The 20671-nt window shown below is 63.0% G+C and carries 20 protein-coding genes; 12 read left to right on the forward strand and 8 right to left on the reverse strand.

The features are described from left to right. Positions 1 to 45: 45 nt before the first annotated feature. Positions 46 to 672: a flavodoxin family protein gene (locus FCS99_RS06450; protein WP_138511269.1), complete on the reverse strand. Its 627-nt coding sequence runs from the start codon at positions 670 to 672 to the stop codon at positions 46 to 48. A 97-nt stretch (positions 673 to 769) separates the two neighbouring features. Then, the gene (locus tag FCS99_RS06455; RefSeq protein WP_138511270.1) at positions 770 to 1678 is read right to left on the reverse strand and encodes a LysR family transcriptional regulator; all 909 of its coding nucleotides are present in this window, start codon (positions 1676 to 1678) and stop codon (positions 770 to 772) included. A 97-nt stretch (positions 1679 to 1775) separates the two neighbouring features. On the opposite strand from FCS99_RS06455, the gene FCS99_RS06460 reads away from it, so the two are divergent. The 3 genes from FCS99_RS06460 to FCS99_RS06470 all read left to right on the forward strand — a co-directional run bounded on the left by FCS99_RS06460 (position 1776) and on the right by FCS99_RS06470 (position 4714). Continuing rightward, positions 1776 to 2795, forward strand: coding sequence for a cyclase family protein (locus FCS99_RS06460; RefSeq protein ID WP_138511271.1), 1020 nt, complete (start codon positions 1776 to 1778; stop codon positions 2793 to 2795). Positions 2796 to 2798: 3 nt separating this feature from the next. Beyond that, positions 2799 to 3713, forward strand: coding sequence for an EamA family transporter (locus FCS99_RS06465; protein ID WP_138511272.1), 915 nt, complete (start codon positions 2799 to 2801; stop codon positions 3711 to 3713). Between the two features lie 236 nt (positions 3714 to 3949). Continuing rightward, positions 3950 to 4714, forward strand: coding sequence for an SDR family NAD(P)-dependent oxidoreductase (locus FCS99_RS06470; protein WP_138511273.1), 765 nt, complete (start codon positions 3950 to 3952; stop codon positions 4712 to 4714). A gap of 107 nt (positions 4715 to 4821) precedes the next feature. Here the strand turns inward: FCS99_RS06470 and FCS99_RS06475 are convergent, their stop codons facing one another. After that, positions 4822 to 6174, reverse strand: a complete 1353-nt coding sequence (locus tag FCS99_RS06475; RefSeq protein WP_138511274.1) for a spinster family MFS transporter — start codon at positions 6172 to 6174, stop codon at positions 4822 to 4824. Positions 6175 to 6424: 250 nt separating this feature from the next. Here FCS99_RS06475 and FCS99_RS06480 point away from each other — a divergent pair, with 250 nt between their 5' ends. Together FCS99_RS06480 and FCS99_RS06485 are read left to right on the forward strand one after the other, a co-directional pair. Next, positions 6425 to 8047 (forward strand): phage tail sheath family protein, encoded by a 1623-nt coding sequence (locus FCS99_RS06480; protein WP_171036266.1) that lies wholly within the window; start codon positions 6425 to 6427, stop codon positions 8045 to 8047. Positions 8048 to 8160: 113 nt separating this feature from the next. Next, positions 8161 to 8523 (forward strand): hypothetical protein, encoded by a 363-nt coding sequence (locus tag FCS99_RS06485; protein ID WP_138511276.1) that lies wholly within the window; start codon positions 8161 to 8163, stop codon positions 8521 to 8523. A 9-nt stretch (positions 8524 to 8532) separates the two neighbouring features. Here the strand turns inward: FCS99_RS06485 and FCS99_RS06490 are convergent, their stop codons facing one another. Genes FCS99_RS06490 through FCS99_RS06500 form a run of 3 tightly spaced genes read right to left on the reverse strand, consistent with a single transcriptional unit; the run spans position 8533 to position 12655 of the window. Next, positions 8533 to 10353, reverse strand: a complete 1821-nt coding sequence (locus tag FCS99_RS06490) for an ABC transporter ATP-binding protein (protein WP_138511277.1) — start codon at positions 10351 to 10353, stop codon at positions 8533 to 8535. Between the two features lie 25 nt (positions 10354 to 10378). Next, positions 10379 to 11809, reverse strand: a complete 1431-nt coding sequence (locus FCS99_RS06495; RefSeq protein WP_138511278.1) for a sulfotransferase family protein — start codon at positions 11807 to 11809, stop codon at positions 10379 to 10381. A 3-nt stretch (positions 11810 to 11812) separates the two neighbouring features. Continuing rightward, positions 11813 to 12655: a sulfotransferase gene (locus FCS99_RS06500; protein ID WP_233352687.1), complete on the reverse strand. Its 843-nt coding sequence runs from the start codon at positions 12653 to 12655 to the stop codon at positions 11813 to 11815. Between the two features lie 281 nt (positions 12656 to 12936). Between FCS99_RS06500 and FCS99_RS06505 the strand changes: the two genes are divergently transcribed. The 3 genes from FCS99_RS06505 to FCS99_RS06515 all read left to right on the forward strand — a co-directional run bounded on the left by FCS99_RS06505 (position 12937) and on the right by FCS99_RS06515 (position 15903). Next, positions 12937 to 13464, forward strand: coding sequence for a c-type cytochrome (locus tag FCS99_RS06505; RefSeq protein WP_138511279.1), 528 nt, complete (start codon positions 12937 to 12939; stop codon positions 13462 to 13464). 94 nt (positions 13465 to 13558) lie between these two features. Then, positions 13559 to 14578, forward strand: coding sequence for a glycosyltransferase family 2 protein (locus tag FCS99_RS06510; RefSeq protein WP_138511280.1), 1020 nt, complete (start codon positions 13559 to 13561; stop codon positions 14576 to 14578). Further along, positions 14575 to 15903 (forward strand): NDP-hexose 2,3-dehydratase family protein, encoded by a 1329-nt coding sequence (locus tag FCS99_RS06515; RefSeq protein WP_138511281.1) that lies wholly within the window; start codon positions 14575 to 14577, stop codon positions 15901 to 15903. The genes FCS99_RS06510 and FCS99_RS06515 overlap by 4 nt, the downstream gene beginning before the upstream one ends. Positions 15904 to 15914: 11 nt before the next feature. Here the strand turns inward: FCS99_RS06515 and FCS99_RS06520 are convergent, their stop codons facing one another. Both FCS99_RS06520 and FCS99_RS06525 read right to left on the reverse strand, forming a co-directional pair. Further along, on the reverse strand, positions 15915 to 16658 hold the full coding sequence (locus FCS99_RS06520) for a hypothetical protein (protein WP_138511282.1): 744 nt from the start codon (positions 16656 to 16658) through the stop codon (positions 15915 to 15917). A 38-nt stretch (positions 16659 to 16696) separates the two neighbouring features. Beyond that, a complete protein-coding gene (locus FCS99_RS06525; protein ID WP_138511283.1) occupies positions 16697 to 17464 on the reverse strand; it encodes a class II aldolase/adducin family protein in 768 nt (255 codons plus the stop codon). Positions 17465 to 17737: 273 nt separating this feature from the next. Between FCS99_RS06525 and FCS99_RS06530 the strand changes: the two genes are divergently transcribed. The 4 genes from FCS99_RS06530 (at position 17738) to FCS99_RS06545 (ending at position 20637) form a co-directional block, all read left to right on the forward strand. Beyond that, positions 17738 to 18796 (forward strand): DUF2336 domain-containing protein, encoded by a 1059-nt coding sequence (locus FCS99_RS06530; RefSeq protein WP_138511284.1) that lies wholly within the window; start codon positions 17738 to 17740, stop codon positions 18794 to 18796. A 52-nt stretch (positions 18797 to 18848) separates the two neighbouring features. Further along, a complete protein-coding gene (locus FCS99_RS06535) occupies positions 18849 to 19601 on the forward strand; it encodes an NAD kinase (RefSeq protein WP_138511285.1) in 753 nt (250 codons plus the stop codon). A gap of 72 nt (positions 19602 to 19673) precedes the next feature. Next, the gene (locus FCS99_RS06540) at positions 19674 to 20129 is read left to right on the forward strand and encodes a response regulator (protein WP_138511286.1); all 456 of its coding nucleotides are present in this window, start codon (positions 19674 to 19676) and stop codon (positions 20127 to 20129) included. Between the two features lie 13 nt (positions 20130 to 20142). Continuing rightward, positions 20143 to 20637: an Hpt domain-containing protein gene (locus tag FCS99_RS06545; protein WP_138511287.1), complete on the forward strand. Its 495-nt coding sequence runs from the start codon at positions 20143 to 20145 to the stop codon at positions 20635 to 20637. The last annotated feature ends 34 nt before the right edge of the window (positions 20638 to 20671 follow it).

Raw genomic sequence — 20671 nt, forward strand, 5'->3', positions numbered from 1 at the left:
CAAGCAGCCACGTCACCGCCCCGGGGTCAAGCCGGGCCGGGTGGATCAGTGGGGCGGCGAGGGCCTTTCGGCGGCCGGCGCGTCGATCCAGACCACGTCGGAGCCGGCCTTGAAGCGGGCGGTGAAGTCGGCCAGGCGGGCAGCGAGCAGGCGTGTGGTCTGACGATCGGAGACCGGCGGCGCAATGTCGCCGCCCTGGTCATTATTGGCCTGGGCCATGGCCCCCAGCGAGCCGCCGATCCGGTTGATGTCCTCGATCGAACCCGTAGAGGAATTATTCCCCGGCAGCAGGCCCAGACTGACCCAGAGCATACCGTGCTGGGCGGCGAAGGTGGCGAGCTGGCTGAGCGTGGCGAACTTGTCGCCGGCCTGGGAGCTGGACACGGTGAAACCGGCGGCCAGCTTGTCCTGCCAGCCCCGCTCCGCCCAGATGCGCGAGGACTGGTCCATGAAGGTTTTGAAAGGGCCGGAAACGGCGCCCATATAGGTGGGCGAGCCGAACATGATGGCGTCGGACCGGTCGAGAAGCGCCCAGCCCGCCGCGTCGATCGTGCTGACATCAATGCGGTGAATCCGGGCCTGGGGGTGTGTTGCGGCGCCCTCACAGGCGGCCTCGGCGAGGGCCGCAGTGTGGCCGTAACCGGAATGATAGGCGACAGAAAGCGTGATCATGATGGGGTCCTCCAGACTGAGGCCCATCAGATAGATCATCCCGCCTGATGCATTAATACACCCAGTCTTGCGAACTCTTTTCGATCCTGGTGAACAATCAGCCGGAACCGACCGGGCCGTCCGGTGCGGCGAGATGATGAACCAGAAAGTCCAGGAAGAGGCGGAGTTTGCGGGAGGTTTCCCGGTGGGCCGGATAGACGCCGTAGAGATGCTGCGGCTCACCAGACCAGTCCGGCAGGACACGGACGAGGCGGCCATCGGCCAGGGCGTTCCGCGCATAGATGAGCGGAATGAAGGCCAGACCGCTGCTCGCCATCGCCGCATCGCGCAGGGCGAGCGAGTTGTTGGCCCGGAACCGGCCCTGGACAGTGACGGTCTCGCGCACCTCATCCCGTTGCAGGGTCCAGGCATTGGGAGACGCGGCCAGGGAGAAAATGAGCGCGTCATGACCCGCCAGCGCGTCGGGGACTTCGGGTGTCCCCCGCGCCTCCAGATAGGCCGGTGACGCGACGAGGCCCCGTTCAATCGCCATGAGCTTGCGCGCGCGAAGGCTGGAATCCTGCAGCTCGCCGCCGCGGATGGCGAGATCGAAGCCTTCCCCGACCAGATCGACATAGCGGTCGCCCAGTTCCAGATCGATGCGGATATGGGGGTAGCGGGCCGAGAAGCGCGCAATAACGGCGGACAGGCGGATCACGCCCAGCGACATGGGAAGGCTGAGCCGCAGCCGGCCGCGCGGCTCGCGGCTGGAGGCGCGGGCGGCTTCATCCATGTCGGACCAGTCGTCGAGCAATTGGCTGGCCCGCTCGAAATAATCACGGCCCGTATCGGTCAGGCTGAGGGAGCGCGTGGTGCGCACGATGAGAGGCGCCCCGAGATCGGCCTCAAGATCCTTGATGATCTTGCTTACTGCGGCGTTGGAATAGCCCAGATCCCGCGCGGCCGCGCTGAACCCGTTGCACTCGATCACCCGCCGGAAGACGGACAGCGCGACATAGCGATCCATTTTTCACCCCAGCTGAACAGTTATTCAACAACTACCGGAATTATCACTCCAAGGTAAAGGGTCCAGCTTCAGGACAGCGTTTCAAACGGAGGCTGTCATGCCGCAAACCCTGACTCTGAGAACCCTTGCCCGGACCACGCTGCCGCTCGTCCTGGGCCTGTCCCTGTCACTTGCCGGCCATACGGCCAGCCACGCCCAGAGCGTGGGCACCAGCCCCTGGGGGCCGGAGGACGAGATCGGCCGGCTCAACCTGATGAACGAGGCCAGCCGCGCCGCCATCCTGGCGCGGGTCGATGGCAGGCAGACCTATGATCTGTCCGTGGAATATTTCATCGGCATGCCCAGCTGGCAGGCTGCGGGCGATCCGCACTACCGGATCTGGATGACCCACACGCCGCGCGGCACCCAGGTGGATGATCCGCTGGGTGTGGGTGCGCCGATGAATGATCATGTGAGCTATTCCGGCAGCGCGATCTCCCTGTACACACACACCGGAACCCATATCGACACGCTGGCCCATTTTGGCTTGGACGGCCGGATCTGGAACGGGTTCGAGGCCGATACGCATCTGGGAGATCGCGGCTGGCAGGTCGCCGGCGCCGAAGCCCTGCCGCCGATCATTGCGCGCGGCGTGCTGATCGATCTGCCTGCGGCGCTCGGGGTCGATCAATTGGCGGACAATCACCGGGTCAGCGTCGCGGATCTGCAGCTGGCTCTCGAGCAGCAAGGCACGCGCTTGCGCGAAGGCGATGTCGTCCTGATCCGCACGGGACGGATGCAGGACTATGAGACGGCGCAGGACTACATGACCGATGCGCCGGGGCTGGGCCTGGAGGCGGCGCGCTATCTGGTCGAGACGGCCGGCGCAATGGTGGTCGGAGCCGACAATCTGAGTTTCGAGGCCTTCCCGCCGGAAACGCCCGACAATTACGTCCCGGTACACACCTATCTCCTGGCCGAACAGGGCACGCCCATCCTGGAACTGGTCTATCTGGAGGACCTCGCCCGCGACGGGATCCATGAATTCGCCTTCATCGGCGGCGGGCTGCGCCTGCGCGGGGCCGATGCCGCCCCGATGCGGCCGATCGCCCTGCCCCTTCGTGCCGAGGGAGGATAGATCATGCGCAGCAACGGCCCCGACCTGCCCCTGCTGGGCGTGACCGCCCTGGCCCCGATCATCTGGGGCACCACCTATCTGGTGACGCGGGAAATGCTGCCGGCCGGCATTCCCCTGACCATTGCTCTGCTGCGCGCCCTGCCGGCCGGGCTCCTGCTCCTGCTTGTGGTCCGCCGCCTGCCCGCCCCGTCGCAATGGCCCGGCGTGCTGCTTCTGGGCGGGCTGAATTTCGCGATCTTCTGGACCTGCCTCTTCATCGCCGCCTATCGCCTCCCCGGCGGTGTCGCGGCAACCCTGGGGGCCAGCCAGGCCCTGTTCGTGATCCTGATTGCACGGGGCGTGCTGGGTACGCCGGTGCGGCGGCGGGCCCTGCTGGCCGGCCTCATGGGCGTGGCCGGCGTGGCGCTGATCGCCCTGACCGCAGCGGCGCGGCTGGATCCGATCGGTATCGGCGCGGCCCTGATCGGCGCTGCCTCCATGGCGGGGGGCACTGTCTACAGCCGTAAACTGCGCGGCGACACGCCGCTTCTGACCTTCACCGCCTGGCAATTGGTCGCGGGCGGATTCTTGCTGCTGCCGCTGGCCCTGGTTTTCGAGCCCGGCCTGCCGCCCGTCACGGGACAACACCTGGCCGGGCTGGCCTGGCTGGGTCTGATCGGAGCCGCGGCCACCTATGCCATCTGGTTCCGCGGCGTGGCGCGGATCGATCCGGCCGCCGTCTCGGTCCTGGGCTTTCTCAGCCCGCTTACGGCCGTGCTGCTGGGCTGGTGGGTGCTGGGCGAGACTTTCACCCTGTTCCAGGCCCTGGGCGCCGCACTGATCCTGATGGCGATCTGGTTCGGGCAAGCCGGCACGCCGCGACGCGACACCCCTGCCCGCCAGACCGCGAGATCGCGCGTGCCACGACTTTTCTCATGAATTTCAGGGCGGCGGATACCGGCATTGGCCCAGTCGGTCGAAAGCGCAGGGGCCCCAAGTCTTCCGCCGCCACCCTTGGGCCCTGGCGCTGCATGACATCATGCCGGCAAGCCGAGTTGACCCGTGAACCGAGCCATCCATAGTGTCGCGCTTGCCATTTCCTTTTCCATGAAATCCCGACGTGCGAATTCGGACCGGCCCGGATTTCATCGTCCATTCCATAAAAGGTCTATCTCATGACACAACCATTGCAGGGGCGTGTTGCGGCCGTCACCGGCGCGTCCAGCGGACTGGGCCGGCGATTTGCGCTCCAACTGAGCCAAGCGGGCGCAGCTGTCGCCTTGCTGGCGCGTCGGACCGACCGCCTCGAAAGCCTGGTCTCTGACATCGAAGCTGCCGGCGGCCGCGCGATCGCGGTTCCGCTGGATGTCATGGACACGGCGGCGATCGGCCCCGCACTGGAGACCGTTGAAGCCGAACTCGGACCATTGTCCATCATGGTCAACAATGCCGGCGTAGGGGGCGATGGCATGGCATTGGACATGAGCGAGGCGCATTTCGACCAGACCTTTGCGGTCAATGTGCGGGGCGTCTATTTCGGGGCGCGTGAAGCCGCTCGGCTTATGCTGGCCAACGGATCGGCTGAGGCGGGCCAAGCGCGCATCATCAATATCGCCTCGATTGCGGCCTTCACCCAATTGCCCGGCCTGACCGCCTACTGCGCGTCCAAGGCCGCCGTCGTCTCCATGACGAAGGGCCTGGCCCGCGAATGGGCCCGCCACTTGATAGCGGTGAATGCCATCTGCCCGGGCTATATCGAGACCGAGATCAATGCGGACTGGTTCGCCACGGAAGGCGGAAAGAAGCAGATCAGCAAATTCCCGCGCCGCCGCCTGATGGATGAGGATGCGCTGGACGCCGCCCTGATGATGCTCGCCGGGGATGCCGGCCGGCAGATCACCGGCTCGGCCTTCCAGATTGATGACGGGCAGATCCTTTAGCTTGTCCAAGGATACAGACCTTAGCGAGGTCCGCCTGCAATGGCTGAAACTAAAACAGGGACATGCGTCGCATGTCCCTGTTTCTTTTTGCCTCGATACGGGGAGGCTTACACTTCGACATCCTTGCGAAGCGTCAGCGAGGCCAGCCAGAAGGCCGGCAGGGCCAGAAGGCCCACAACACCGATCGTGACGAGCGAATAGCGAAGCCCTTCCGCAGGCCCATGCTGGACGGCGAAGATATCGGAGATCACGCCGGCGGCCAGCGGCCCCAGGCCCAGACCGATCAGATTGATCACGAACAGGATCACGGCCGAGGCCGTGGCGCGGGTGCGCGGCTTGACCAAGCTTTGCGCGCTGGCAAAGACCGGGCCGTACCAGACCGAGTTCAGGCAGGTCACGATGGCAAGGGCGCCCAGGGACAGGAGCGTGGACCCGCTCAACATGGCAACCAGGAAGGGCACAAATCCGGCAATGCCAGCCAGGGCGGGAATCGCCGCATAGGCACGAGCATCCTTGTGAACATAGCGGTCAGCGAACTGCCCACCGGCAAACGTGCCAATGGCACCGAAGATGCCGATCAGCAGGCCCAGAGCCAGTCCCGTGAAGCCGATGGCGCCCAGTTCCGTACCGAGGAATCCGTTGAAGAAATCCGCCAGGGATTGGAGGCCTTCACTGTGATTGCGCAGGTAGAAGGAGCCGTAGAACGCGATGTGGCCGTAGGACACCATTGCATTGATGGCGGCCCCCAGCGACATCCAGATGAAGGCCGGCTTGCTGGCCAGTTCGCGCACGGCATCCATCACCGTGGGGTGCGCCGTGGTTTCGACCTTTTTCACGCTCTTGCGCGGTTCCGGCAGCGTGATCCACGCCAGGACGGCCAGGATGAGCCCCGGAGCACCGGCAATGAAGAAGGCGGCGCGCCAGCCGAAACTGTCGGCAATGATGCCCCCCAGCGCCATGCCAGCCAGTGACCCCAGCGGGATACCCATGGAATAGAAGGCAATGGCTGAAGAGCGCTTTTCAGGCGGTGTGTAGTCGGAAATCAGGGAGTGTGCCGGCGGCGTGCAGCCCGCCTCGCCCACGCCTACACCGATACGGGCAATGAGGAGCTGAACGAAATTGCCGGCGAGGCCGCAGGCCACGGTGCAGATACTCCAGAAACCGGCCGCAATGGAAATGATCGAGACCCGGTTGGCCTTTTCCGCGAGGCGCGCAATGGGCAGGCCGAGCACCGTGTAGAACAGCGCAAAGGCCAACCCGGTCAGGGCTCCCAATTGCCAGTCCGCCAGACCGAGATCGAGCTTGATCGGCTCGGCCAGAATGTTGACGACCTGGCGATCCAGGAAGTTGAGCACATAGATGACCAGAAGCAGCCCCAGCGCATAACGGCGCGGGCCTGCGGCCAAAGGTTCGATCTTGTCCGAAACGGTTTTGCCGTCTGCCTGACTGATATCCGCCATGTTTCTCCCCGAGTGCTCTTGCACTGATTGTTCTAACTGTTGATGGCCCGGACCGGCCGGGGCACAGAGAACAGGCTTTCCGCGCGCCTGACAACATACCGAAGCATGGAAACGCACCGATTTCGACCCAAAGCGGACCGGCCGGAGGTGCGGGTCAATGCAACATTGCCGGAACAGGGCGCCACACGCTAAACTTGACACCCCGCAGCGGAACAACCGGTTTGGCCAGAACACGCAGGAGAGACGGACAATGACCGAAATCAAGGGACCGGGTGTTTATGTCGAGGAATTGCCCGCACCAGGCTCCATCCAGGCGGCCCCCACCTCCCATACGGCCTTCATCGGTCAGGCCGAGCGTGGCGAAACGGGGCAATCCGTGCTGATTACGTCCTGGCACGCCTACACCGCTGAATTCGGTGGCTTCGCCTGGAATGCGCCGCTGGCCCTGTCCGTGTACAATTTCTTCGCGGCGGGTGGCTCGATTGCCTACATCACCCGCGTCACGGCAGCGGGGAGCGCGGCGGCGACCGGACAGACCGGCGCCCTGGTTTTCTCGGCCGCTTCGCCGGGCCTTTGGGGCAATGATATCCGGATCCTGGTCGAGCCGTCCTCCCCCGAAGCCGATCCCGAAACGGCGGACGTGTTCCGGATTTCCGTCCTCTACCCTGTCCCCGACAAGACGGAGATGTCCGAGCTGAACAGCCAGCTCATGGCCCGCTTTGCCGATATCAACGCCCTCAAAACCCTGACGCGTGATGACGCCAGCTACCTCGTGCTGGAAGACTATGACGGTGTTGTTGGCGGGCAGTTGGACCGAAGCGGCGACAGCAAGTCCGAAACACCGCTCGAACACCGCATCAACACGCAATCCTATTTCGTCCGCCTGTCCGTCGATGAGGCGGCCCTGTCCGACACGCCCCTTAAAGCAGGCAGTCTTTTGACCCTGGCAGGGGGATTGGGCGATCCCGTGGATACGCCCATCGATCTGGAAGCCGCCCTGCAAACCCTGGACAAGACAGACGATATCAGTCTCGTCCTCGTGCCCGATATCAGCCTGATCAGTGATCCGGACCTGCAACGCGACCATGCCAACCGCATCCTGACCTATTGCGAGCAGAATACCGACAAGGGCCTGTTTGCCATTCTCGACATGCCCTTCGGCCTCGACGTGGAAGAGGCGGCCGCCTTCAAGACGGGCGCGAGCGCCGGACCGGTGAAGAGCGGCGATGCCCTGACGTCCAGCCTGGGCGCGCTCTATTATCCGTGGGTCGATATTCTTCTGCCCGTGAATATGAGGCAGGTCCCGACACCGCCCAGCGGGATGATGGCGGGTGTCTACGCGCAGACCGACCATGCGGTTGGTCCCTGGCAAGCGCCGGCCGGCACGACATATGGACATCTCAGCTTGGCCACCGGCCTGGAGCGCAAAATCTCTGCAGATGACCAGGACACGCTCAATCCCATTGGGATCAATGCGATCCGTGAGTTTCCGACCTATGGCATTGTGGCGTACGGGGCCCGCACGCTCACCCGCGATCCCGCGCTTGTCTATCTGTCGGTCCGGCGCACCTTGCTGCTGATCGAAACCTCACTGCGAGGCGGTTTGCGCTACCTCGTCTTCGAACCCAACACCCCCTCAACCTGGGCAATCGTCACCCGCCAGGTCTCCGATTTCCTGACCGACCTGTGGCGCCAGGGTGCACTGGTCGGCAGCAAGGCCAGCGAAGCCTTCATCGTGATCTGCGACGCCACCAATAATCCGCCGGAGGCGCAACGCTCCGGCAAGCTGGTTGTGGATGTGTCAGTATCGATGATCCACCCGGCTGAATTCACCTCGATCCGGCTGGAATTCCTGGTCGGTTCTGAAAGCTGACGCCGTTCGGGACGCTTGATCCCGGGAAGGGAGTATGGACACTGGCGACATCCACCACCCTTTTCGGGCCGCCACAGCCATTTTGTGCGCCCGGCAGCGGAGCACCGCCATCCATGGGACGTACCTATTCCCTGACCGACAAGACCCGCGAGACGGAACTGATGGGCGGCTCCGGCCGCGGTGCCTGGGACCTGGCCCGGCATCTCGACGAGACCGAAAATCCGGCCCTCGACATCGCCCTTCTCACCAAAGCCGATTACCATGGCCATGACGGATCCGAACCGGACCCACGCCTGATCAGCGCGGCCGAGCTGGAAGCGGACACGGCGCGCCTTGTTGACTATCTGAACACGCTCGCCCCGGATCACAGGTTCGGCGCGGTGACGGTCACGGACTGGTCGGAATGGTTCGCGGCCGTGCATGTCTACGCCACGAAATACCCCGACAGCCAGTTTGTCTCCGCCTTTTTCGAGTAGATCAAAGGCCTAGCGATAGGCCTCCGCCTGGAGCTCGAAGAGCTCGGCATAGAGACCGCCATCCTCCATCAGGCTGGCATGATTGCCCGCCGCGACCAGCCTGCCCTTGTCCAGCACCAGAATCGTGTCCGCCGTGCGCAAGTTGGACAGTCGGTGAGAGATCAGAATGAGCGACTGGCCAGGCCGTTCCTCATTGAGGAAGGCCGCCTCTGCGGCCGGGTCCAGCGCCGCCGTCGGTTCATCCAGTATCAGGATGTCGGCGTCTTCATTGACCAGGGCCCGCGCCATGGCGAGGCGTTGCCACTGACCGCCCGACAGTTCGAGCCCGTCCGGAAAGCGCTTCGAGAGCCGCGCGTCCAGGCCGCCCGGCAGATCCTCAATCACGGATCGCGCGAGACCGGCATCCAGCGCCCGCTCGACCTGCCCCTCCGGGATCGGCCGCCAACCCGTTCCGGCCCTGATATTGTCGCGCACCGAGAGCTTGTAGTTCACATGGGGCTGAAACAAGACGCCGATCCGCGATCGTAGCGCGGCCGAGTCCCAGTCCGCCACATCCAGTCCGTCCAGCGTGACCCGGCCGCCATCGGGGGCGTACAGCCCCGTAGCCAGCTTCACCAAGGTGGTTTTGCCGGAGCCATTGACCCCGACGATGCCCATCCGCATGCCGGGCTGGAGCTGGAAGCTGACGCCATCCAGTGCGGCGCGTTTCTGGCCGGGATAGCGATAGGTCACGCTGTGGAAGCGAAGCCCGTCCTCCGGATCCGGGCCGGCCACGGCGCGGCCGGGCGAGCGCGGAACAGGCGTATCAAGAAGGTCATAGAGGTTGGTAACGTACAGCACATCTTCGTAGGTGCCCGAAAAGGCGGACAGCACATTGTTCACTGCGGCCTGTCCCTGTTTGAGCAAGCCGATCAGCATGGTCATCTGGCCCAGCGAGAACGCGCCACCGATCGTCACGGCCACAATCCACAGCTTGCCTCCCAGAAAAACAGCGGACCCCACCAGTCCCAGCAGGGTGCCGAACAGGGCCTGGCGCCGTTTCAGGGCCGTGTCATCCCCATGCAGATCGTCGAACAGCGCCCGGAAGCGCGCCTTAAGCTCGGGGCTCTGCCCGAAATGCAGGCGCTCCCGGGCAGAGCCTTCCTGCGTCATGAGACCTTCGAGATAATTGCGCTCACGCATCTGGGGCGTCCGCCCCGTATAAAAGCGGTAAGCGTCGCCGGAGAAGCGGACATTGCCGATGAAGACCGGCAAACCACCGGCAATCACGAGCAATGCCAACCAGGGCGCGCTGGCAAGCAACAGGGCCAGGAGAGACGCCAGGGTCAGGCCGTGCTGGGCCACATCAAAAACGCGATTGATCAGGCTGTAGGGACGGCTGGCGGAAAACTGCCGGGCCAGGATCAGCTTTTCCTGGATGTCCGGGTCCTCGATCTGCGCCAGGGTCAACCCGGCCGCCTTGTCGAGAATGCGCTCGGAAACAATGAAGCCGATCTCGGCGTGCAACTGCCCCTTGAAGAAGACCAGACCTCGCCGGGCGGCCAACAGCAGGGCAAGAAGTCCGGATTCCACACCGACCCAGATCAGGGCGGTTTGACGATCCGCCTCCGAGCCGGTTTCGATCGCAGCAACGACACCATCAATGATGAGTTTGGACACGTAGAGGGCCGCGGCCGGCAGGAGCGCAGCCGCCACTGTCAGCGCCGCGATCACCAGAACCAGGAGCGGACGCGCCTGCGCGGCCAGCTTCAGGGTGCGCACCGCCTGCCGCACGCTGTCGAGGCGAGCCGGGCGCGGCTCCGGCTCCGCCGTATCGCGGGTCTCGTTCATTCCTTCGTGCCCTTGCGGGCCCTCATCAGGCGACGCGAATGGATTGCGGTTCGCCGGCGGCCTTCATCTGCGCACTCAGCACCGCGCCCTTGTGCGGGAAGGGTGTCGCCGGAACCGGCCTGTCCAGGAAGGGCGCGAGTTTCTCAAACCCTTCGCCGGCACAGACATCAATGATGAGAAGGTCGTCCGGGCGGTCCTTGAAATAGGCCTTCACCTGCTCGACGTGACGATCAAAGACCCAGGAAAAGCGCTCCGGATCGAAATTGTAGCAGCCATAAACCGATGCCCGCAGGAATTGGCGCATGCGCAGATGCACTTCCTCGTCCGGGTCCTCGACATCCTTGAAGGCCGGCCGGTTGTACCAGTGGCGGGCACAGGAACCGAGCCAGTCCTCCTTGTCGCGCACGGTCAACACGAACTTCGAGCCCGGGTAGAGCTTGTCGAACTGCTGGTAGAACGGGATCGTGGTGATATCGGTCAGACCATCATAGAAGCGCAGCAAGGTCAGGTCGTACTGGGCATTGGCAAGTTCGATATAGGTGTCCTCGTCGATCGGATAATGCGACGTGTCGAAGCCCAGAACCTGCAGGGCCGCTGTCAGGCTGCGCGTGCCCGTCCTGGACAGACCGAGACCGAAGATTTTCGGCTTATCAGCTTTTTGCCCATAGGCGATGCGATCATTATTCTGTTCGAGCCAGGACTCGAGTTCGTCCCGCGTGAACGCACCCTTCTCCTGCACGCCCAGCTGCTTCATCGCCCGTTCGGCGTGTTCCGGCAGGGCCTCGATGAAGGCGTGCACCTCATCCGGCGTCGCCGTCTTGGGCATTTCCTTGCGGGCATATTCCACTGCGTGGCGCGCCATGGTCAGGTCGCAGAACACGGTATCGTCATAGGTCCAGCGCATCATGGAACGATCCAGACGCGTGCGCTGGATCTTGGTGCGGCTGCGCAATTCGCGCAGGGCGTATTTCATGAAAATATGGGTGTGCGCCTGGAAGTGGTCATGCAGGATGTCGAAATTCCGGAACTGCTTGGCCTCGCCCATTTTCTTCATGGCGAGATTGCGCAGCCGGCTCTCCGGTCGCAGCACATATTTCATGTCGTCCTTGGGAATTTCGACTGCGGCCATCGCCCGGACCACGTCGGATCGCGTGATATGAACACCGCAGTGCAGACGCCCGCGGAACCGGTCTGACACATAGGCATCGACATAAGGGGCGTCACACTGATCGATGAAGGGCCGCATGTCCTCCAGGATCAGGCAATCGGCATCGACATAGACCACATAGTCGCAGTCGTGCTCGATCCGCAGCATCTGGTTCACGCATTCGGTGAAGGGGCGCACATCGTCGATGACGTGAACATTCTCCGGCTGGAGATTCTTGATCGCCAGTTCGAGCGCCACATCGCGCGTTCTTTCGTCTATCTGGCGGAAGACCAAATCCACTTTCGCCATTCCCTACCCTTCCCATTTGAATGCGGCATTGGCTGAAGCAGCCAGGTCTTCGAACAGGGCCAGGTGGGCGGGGGACATCTCCTCCCGCCAGCGCAGATCGAGCTCGATATCGCCGGAGTGGTTTTCGTAATAGTCACGCGTGCGGTCCGAGAGGCTGACAAAGGCCTCGTCCGGATCCTTCATCTGTTCGCGCGCAACAATGAATTGGGTGCCGCTATTGCCCCCCAGAACATGCTGTTCGGTCTCGGAAAAACGCAGCATGCCCGGCTCGAAGTCCAAGCCGACGACCGCACACAGCGCGCGGGCCACGGCCTCGGTCGACGTCGCCAGGTCCTCATAGCGGACACGGATTTTGGGGCCTTCGAACGCCGCGAAGAGCGCTTCGCTGGAGGCCATCTTGTCGACCCAGTCCCGGATCTGCCCTTCAGGGTCGCGGTCCGGATATTTGCGGATTCGCGAATTGACGACGGCCCGCCCGTCCCGCCCGAGCAGGATCAGAACAGCCCGTCCGCCCACGGCAACGGTTTCCGCGGCACGCGCCCTGATCCAGGCCTCGTCTTTGGTGCTGTCGATGATCACAGGCTTGCCGACATGATCGGCGACCGCAGCATGCAGGGGGCGCTCGCCATCCCATTCGAAACCCGACCACACCGGGCAGGCTTCGCCGCAGATCTTGCAGACGCGCTTGCGCAACGGCTTTCTGGTATCGCCGAGGTAACGGGCCTTGCCGCCCTCTCCCATGTAGAAAGTGCGTGAATGACTGCCCAGGATCATGCCCAGCAGTGTGGATCCCGAGTGACCGGCGCCGCATATCATGACGCTCACCGGTCCGGTGGTCTTGCTCATTCTGTCCCCTCGGCCAGACCTTCATCCCAAAGGGTGAAAGCGCGCCCGGGTCAACTTGGCCACGGAATGCGCTGAACACTCAAGCGAAAAAGCTTCGCCGGCCCTGTTTACGGACATCATGCCCTGCCGGCCTGCTGTAAATACGCCGGAAGTCCTGTTTGGTTCCGTGTGCGTCGCGCTTCGCCTGCGAGGATGATGGCCGGGCGTCACACTGACGCATCGCCTTGCGGACGCACCGAGGTATAGGTCATGACAGAGACCGACCTGTTCAGGAGTTGACCATGCTGCGCCCCCTCATCCCCGTGATTTCCGTTCTCGCTTTGGCAGCCTGCGGCAATGGTTCCGGCGAAGGCGGAACCGGCTCACAGGCCAGCGCGCAAGCCGAGACGCCGGCCCCGGTTCAGCAGACGGTCGAGGAAACGGCGAGCCCCGCAGCAGAGGAGAGCCCCGCAAGTGCCGTTCTCAGCCTGGACGGTGCCGATCTCGCAAATGGGGCCCGGCAATACCGTCGCTGTCAGTCCTGCCACACGCTGGCCGAAGGCGGACGCCACACGATCGGCCCGAACCTGCATGGCGTGATCGGAGCGCCGGCAGCCGGCCAATCCGACTTTGCCTATTCCCCGCGGCTTCGCGAATCCGGCCTGGTCTGGGATCTGGAGACGCTGAATGCCTGGATCGAGAACCCGCGCGCCCTGGTGCCGCAGAACCGGATGAGCTTTGTCGGCCTTCGCAATGCCGAAGACCGCCGCGACGTGATCGCCTACATCGCCCAGGAAACCGGTGCGACTTTCGACGAAACGGACGAGTAGGGCGATGCGGGTCAGTTGATAATGACCCGCAATACCAAAATCTGTTGATTTTTGCTGCGCATGCTCACAAAACGTCTGCGGGGGACGTTACAGCGTGGGGTATTTCATGCGCAAACTTATCGGAGAATTGCGCGGTGACGTCACGATTGTGGCGTCAACCTATAACCGTGCACCCGTCCTTTCACGCGCACTCAGAACGGTCCTCAAGCAAACTCACCGAAACTGGCGAGCCCTGATCATTGGTGATCAGTGCGATCAGGAGACGGCTGACTGTGTCGCCGCGTTTCAGGATCCGCGCCTGCGCTTCATCAATCTTCCGGAGCGGTTCGGCGAACAGTCCGGCCCGAATTCCGTCGGCATGGCTTTGGCCGACACGCCCTACATCGCGTTTCTCAATCACGATGACCTTTGGCTGCCGGATCATTTGTCCAACGCCCTTAAAGCCCTGAAAGTCTCGCGGGCCGAACTCGTCTGGAGTCAGGCCGCGATCTTCACAGGCCGCGGCCCTCGAGACGATCGCCCGTACTTCGTCCACTGTACGCCGCCAGGGCGCAACCTCGACGCCGCTTTTGACGCCCCCTTCTTCTACGGCGAACCCATCAGCTGTTGGGTCGGCCGAACGGACCTGTTCCGCAGGATTGGCCCGATGACACCGGCCGCCGACGTGGACGGCACCTCCCTGCAGGACTATTGCAAACGCCTCAACCAGGCAGGCGTGCGTCTGAAGGCGCTCGACGACATAACCGTCCTCAAGGACCAGATGCGGCTCAGGCCACCAGTCTATGCCCATGACGGCACCTATGCGGAACGTTGGACCCGCATGATCGAAAATGGGGAGACAGACGCCATCCGGTCCGAAATCGATGAGGACGTCTGGCTGGCGAACCTTCTCGGCGAGACAGACCGGTTCGAGCCCCCCTCACCCCCCGACCAGTCGACCCAGCTGGCCCGGGTGGCCAGAGAAAGCGGTATCGATCTCAACCGGGCCCTGATCAAGGCCCGGGGAAGCAAGCTGGACATGCTTGGACGCGTTGTAACCCACAGAACCGGTCAGTCCGTCGCAAGACAGGCTGAACTCGCCGCGATGATCGACCATGCGAGGGCTATGCTGTGAAACTGGGAACCCAGACCATCCAGCATTGGCTGCAGGACGCGCACGAACACAGCCAGATCCGTGTCGAACCAATCCGCTTCGAGGAGTGCGAGCACTGGTCCCTTCGCGAAGGCGCGATGATCCATGACACAGGCGGCTTCTTTGCGCTGCGCGGGCTGCGGATCGAATCAGCGTCGCCCCGGCTAAACGGGTTTGTTGCACCGATGATCGACCAGCCCCAGCCGGGCTGGCTGGCCTTCCTTGTCCGTCAAGGCCCGTCCGGCCTGGAATGGCTGCTGCAGGCAAAAACCGAGCCCGGCAACGTCAATCCAACCCAGATTGCCCCGAGCATCCAGGCCACGCCAAGCAATTACAACCGGCTTCATGGCGGAGCACCGACCCTGTTCCTGGAACACATCCACAAGAATGCCCTCTACCTGTCCCTAGGGGCCCATTCCGAACAGGGCAGCAAATTTCTTTGGAAATTCAACAAGAATTCCGTCATCGCCTTGCCAAAGGACATGTCCGTCGAAGCCCCGGAGCCTTTCTTCAGATGGTGCTCCTCGCACATAATGCGCGAGCTTCTGGGGCAATCGAACTGTCTCAATACCGATGCGCGTTCTGCCATCGCGACCGCGCCGTGGGTGAGTCTGGCCGAACATGGAGAGCTGTTCGGGGCCGACGTCCTGAAGGCATCCTATGCGAAACCCTGCGGGGAACCGGTGAAGGCCCGGCTCTCGGAGCGGGTCACGCCGGTAGTCGGGCGTGCCGGCCTCCACTGGGTGTTCGACCCGCTCGACTCATTGGAAGGCTGGGATTTCACGCCGGACGGGATCATCAATGCGGAAACGGGCGCACCGGCCCTCACCTATGCTCGTGTTGACGTTCAGGGCCGTGAAGTGAGCCATTGGTGCCAGCCCTTTCTCACGCATGCGGGAGAACCGGATCACGTGCTGCTGATGCGGATCGAGGATGGCGTCGCCCAATTCTTCATCCGGTCCCATCAGGAACCCGGTTTTGGCTTGCGCCGCGAATTCTCGCCCTCCTTCCAGGATGGTCAGGCAGACCGGGACAAGGTGCGTCACTGGATGAAGCCTGACAGTGCAGTGCTCGCCGAAATCTCCCAGAGTGATGAAGGCGGGCGCTTCATGCAGGCCCGGGCGCGCTACAGGATCGTCCTGGTTGGCGACACGCCACCACCCCGGTCCCACCCGACGGGCATGTGGGTTCCGCTATCCGTGCTCGAACATGCCATGCGGACGCCCGGCCGGTGCACGAATGAGCTGCGCACACTGGGCTCGCTCATTCTCAGCACGGACTTCGATCACGCCTGCCGCAAACTCTGACCCCCTCGGCATCAGAACCGGCGCCAGGCCGAGACGAAGATCATCCGCTCATTGATGACATTTCGACCGGCAGGAGTTGCGGCCAGACCGACATGGTACTGGACTTCTCCCCATTGCCGGCCGACCGATAGCTGAACCTTGTGCTGCTCGAATTCGGGCCGGCCCGTCCGGGCCGGTTCGACACTCCAGACGGAAAAGCTCTGCGCCAGAACCTGCCAGCGATCTGTCGGCTGCCAGCCCCATGTCAGATCCAGACGCGCTTCGTTGAGGTCATCACCGCCGCGCCAGCGATGGGACAGTTGGAGATCGGCGAACTGGTCATCGCCGAGATGACGCCCCCACAGGCCGCGGACCTCCCAAGCCGTTTCGCCGGATCCAAGCGGCTGATTGGAGACATTCTCTCCGGCTCCGGGAAGCAGGACCGTGAGTTGCCCGGAAACAGTGTCCGGGCCGCGTGACCAGACCCGGTGGCGCAATCCCAGCTCGCTGGCCGCCAGGCCGCGGGCCGCGTCGACCCGCGTGCCCTGGCGGCGCTCGACAGACTGCCAGGCCAGGCGGGACACCCAGGTCGTGCGACCGGTCAGCCCGTATTCCAGATAAGCGGCGGTTTCGTCCTTGTGAAAATAACCGTCATCGACGGTCTCGCCGTCGGGCCCGAAGCCCTGATCGGCGCGGTCCAGCAAAGTGGTGAAGATCAGAAGGCCCTCACCCTTTTCCTGGGGCCAGGCCCCGGCCTGGGCAGGCGGTGCGATCATCACACTGCCCACCAAGCCGGTTCCGGCCAGAGCCCCTGTCAGGCGTCGAAGCCGGGGCTTTCGCGCCGCACGCGGTCCAGCACGGCCGCCCAGGCGATCTCCTTGAAGAATTCGTTGGAGGAGATCTCGTCGGACTGGCCGAAGACACGATCCTGCATCTTCTGATCCCATTCGATCAGCTCCCCACCAGCCTGGGCCATGACCTGGATCTTGCAGGCACGCTCCAGTAGATAAAGGCGAACATACGCGCTAAACGGGTGGTCGCCAACCGACAACGTCCCATGGCTGCGCAGGATCATCAGATTCTTTTCGCCCAGATCGGCTACAAGCCGAACCTTTTCCTCCGCTTCCAGGGCGATGCCCTCATAGTCGTGATAGGACACATCATTCATGATGTTCATTGCGAGCTGCGAGATCGGGCGAAGCCCGCCCTTCTGCGCCGCAACAGCCACACCGGCATCCGAGTGCAGGTGGATCGCCACCGCCACATCTTCCCGCGCGTCATGGATCGCGGAGTGGATCGTGAAGCCGGCCGGATTGATCCCGTATTGCGAGGGCGGCAGGACATTGCCGTCCAGGTCCACCTTCACCAGATTGCTCGCGGTCACGTCTTCATAGAGCAGGCCGAACGGATTGAGCAGGAAATGCTCGTCCGGTCCGGGGACCCGCATGGAAATGTGGGTAAAGAAGAGATCATCCCATCCGTGCATGCGCACGAGACGGTAGAGCGCCGCCAGATCACAGCGCGCTTTCCACTCTTCGGCGGAGACCTGGTCTTTTACTGACAGGTTAGCCTGATCATCCATGTAAACCTCCCGGGGATTGTTTTTATCGCCAACGCCACAGAATTGCTCCGGATCCGTCACAGGTCAAACAGGGCAACTTCGACCTTAGCGCGACTCATACGATATGACCCCCTATGCTTGTTCTGCATTGATATCAAAACAATAAAAGGAAGACTTGGGGATTCACTCACGAATCCAACACTGTGAGCACCGCCCTTCACAGCCGGATTAACAAGTTTTCAAGGCGTTTCTGTCTTCATACAGACTGACCACAACCCGCAAGCCGCGATAAAGATGAACATTAATACTGCGGAAACCCTAAACACCCTGGCCAGACTCAAGGACCCGGGAAAGCGCAAAGAGCTGGCTCTGGGCATTACGGAACTGTGCCTGGCGCAACCGCTTGCGCCCCGGACCGAGCCTGTGGCCGGCGACCTTCTCGTTACATTGTCGAGCAAGGCCGACGATGAAACCAAGTCGGTCATCGCCACCAAGCTGGCCAATTGTGACTGGGCACCGCACGCGGCCATCCGCTTTTTCGCCTTCGAACCGATCGAAATCGGCGCAGTGATCATCAAGAAGAGCGAACGGTTGACGGTGAAGGACATGGTCGAACTGGCCGAGACCGGGACGACGGAACACCGGCGCCACCTGGCCATGCGTCCGAACATCTGCCTGGCGATCACCGACACCCTGGCCAAACCGGGCGAGGCCGTCGTGCTGCGCGCCCTGGCCAATAACGACACGGCCGAGATTTCCGAGAATACGCTGGGCATCTGCATGACGGTTGCCCGCGATCACCCCAAACTGCGTGAAGCGCTGGCCCGGCGGCATGATTTGTCGACGGAATACGCTACCCAGCTGTGCATCATGCTGCCGGAGAACTGGCGCGAGGAACTCTATCGCCGCTTTGGCCTGGACAAGGACAAGGTCGAGAACCTGACGGTGAAAGCCGCCCTCGGCGCCACGCCGGAAGATGTCGACCTGGCCGCGGCCAAGACGGTGGCGGACGCCGCAGAAGCCGGCAAGCTGACCGGTGAATTTGCCCTCGACGCGGTGAAACGCGGCGACCAGGCCGTTTTCGACCACGCCATCGCCCACCTGTGCGGGGTCAAGGCCTCGCAATGGCGAGTCGCCCTGGCCATGAGCGGCGTCAAGGCAGCGGCCATGGCCTGCCAGGCCGCCCATCTCGACCGGACGGCCTACCCGATCATCCACAAGGCTCTGCAACGGGCTGGCCGGATGCACCAGTCGCTGGAAGGCGATGCGATGGCTGCGGCTGCCAATGTCTTCCGCATGTACGGCGCGGAAAAGGCGGCGAAGGTCTTGCGTCAGATGGGAACCAGAGCTTGAATAAAGACTTGTTCGACCAAGTCTTTGCAAGAGCCTCCCCATCACTGAACCGATTGCCTTCCTGGCCAGCCCCCGACCTGAAGCCAAGGCCGCCAAAGCGCGCCTGGAGCGCCATTATGGCTGCGTGCCGATCGAGGAAGCGGAGACCATTATCGCCCTGGGTGGTGACGGTCTCATGCTGGATGCCCTGCACACATCGCTGAAAACCGGGGCTCGCGTTTACGGGATGAATTTCGGTTCTGTCGGCTTCCTGATGAACGAGTTCCAGGCCGACGGCCTGCTGGAACGCCTGGCCTCCGCCGACCCGGTCCGCATTCACCCGCTGCGCGTGACCGGAGAGGATATTCACTGCAACCCGTTCGAAGCCTTGGCCATCAACGAAGTCTCTCTGCTGCGGGAAACCCGGCAAACCGCCAAGATCAAGATCATGATCGATGGCCGCGACCGGATGGGCGAGTTGCAGGCGGACGGTGTCCTGGTCGCCACGCCGGCCGGCTCGACAGCCTATAATCTGTCGGCCCATGGCCCGATCCTGCCGCTGAACTCGAAAGTCCTCGCCCTGACCCCGATCAGCGCCTTCCGCCCGCGCCGCTGGCGGGGCGCCCTCCTGCCCTGCACGGCCCGGGTCGGTTTCGAGATTGTCGAACCGCGCCATCGGCCCGTATCGGCCGTAGCCGACAATCGGGAGTTCCGGGAAGTCGCCCGGGTCGATATCGAAGAAGCCAGCGACGTCACCATGACTTTGCTGTATGATGAAGGTCGAGACTTGGCGGAGCGTATCCTCACCGAACAGTTCGAATCCTGATCTCGCTTAGGCTGGTGTTAAGCAAGCTGCGCTAGCGTTCAGGCAGGATTTTCGGATTGGACCGGCCTCACAATGAGCTGCACTGGCACCACAAAGGACATCACCCGTTTGCGGGTCCTGCTTGTCGATGACAATGCAGCCCTGCGCGGTGCCCTGCGCGTAACGCTGCAAGCCTTTGGCTGCGCCGAGGTGCTCGAAGCCGACACGGTGGATCGGGCGCTGGACGTCATGAAAAGCAAACCGGTCGACCTTCTGATCACCGACTGGAAGATGAAGCCGCGGGACGGACTGGACCTGGTGCGCACCCTGCGACGCTCGGCCACCAGTCCGGCGCCTTTCCTGCCCATCATCATGCTGTCGGCCTATTCCCGCGAAGACCGGATCACCGAAGCCCGGCAGTGCGGTGTCGACGCATTCCTGATCAAACCTTTCACGGCGGCCTCCCTGGCCTCCGTCATCCAAGAAACCTTGAGCCAGACCAACCAGGACGATGCGCACAACGCAACGGACCTGGCTTGCACGAACTAAGAGGAATCACTCCATGGCCAAGCAAAATGATGTCGAAGTGATTTCGGTCCCCAACCTGCTGCAAGCCAAGGTCGGCGGTCCGATCAGCCAGGGCGACCTGCACATGATCGAAAAGGCCGAAGAGGCCCTGAAGGATCTGCGGGCCGATTTCGGTGGCTGGCTGGAAGAAGAAGTCCAGAAGCTCGAAGCCGCCGCCGCCGAGGTGAAGACCAAGGGGCTCAAAGGCGATGAAGGCGAGAACCTCTTCGTTCGCGCCCATGACCTGCGCGGCGTCGGAACGACCTATGAATTCCCGATCATCACCCGTCTGGCCTCGTCGCTGACCAAGATGATCGACCTGCCGGAAAAGCGCCAGAAGGCCCCCATGCCGCTGGCCCTGGCCCATGTCGGCGCGATCCGCGCAGCCCTCAGCCAGAACATCCGGGACGAGAATGATCCGGTAGCTGCTGAGCTCGCCAAGGAACTGGAAAGCCAGTCCCTCGCCTTCGCCCAGCCCTGGGAAGACTGAGCGGGCCGACCAATCCCCAACAAAAAGGCCGCCT

The organism is Maricaulis alexandrii (assembly GCF_005871165.1).
GTDB lineage: Bacteria > Pseudomonadota > Alphaproteobacteria > Caulobacterales > Maricaulaceae > Maricaulis > Maricaulis alexandrii.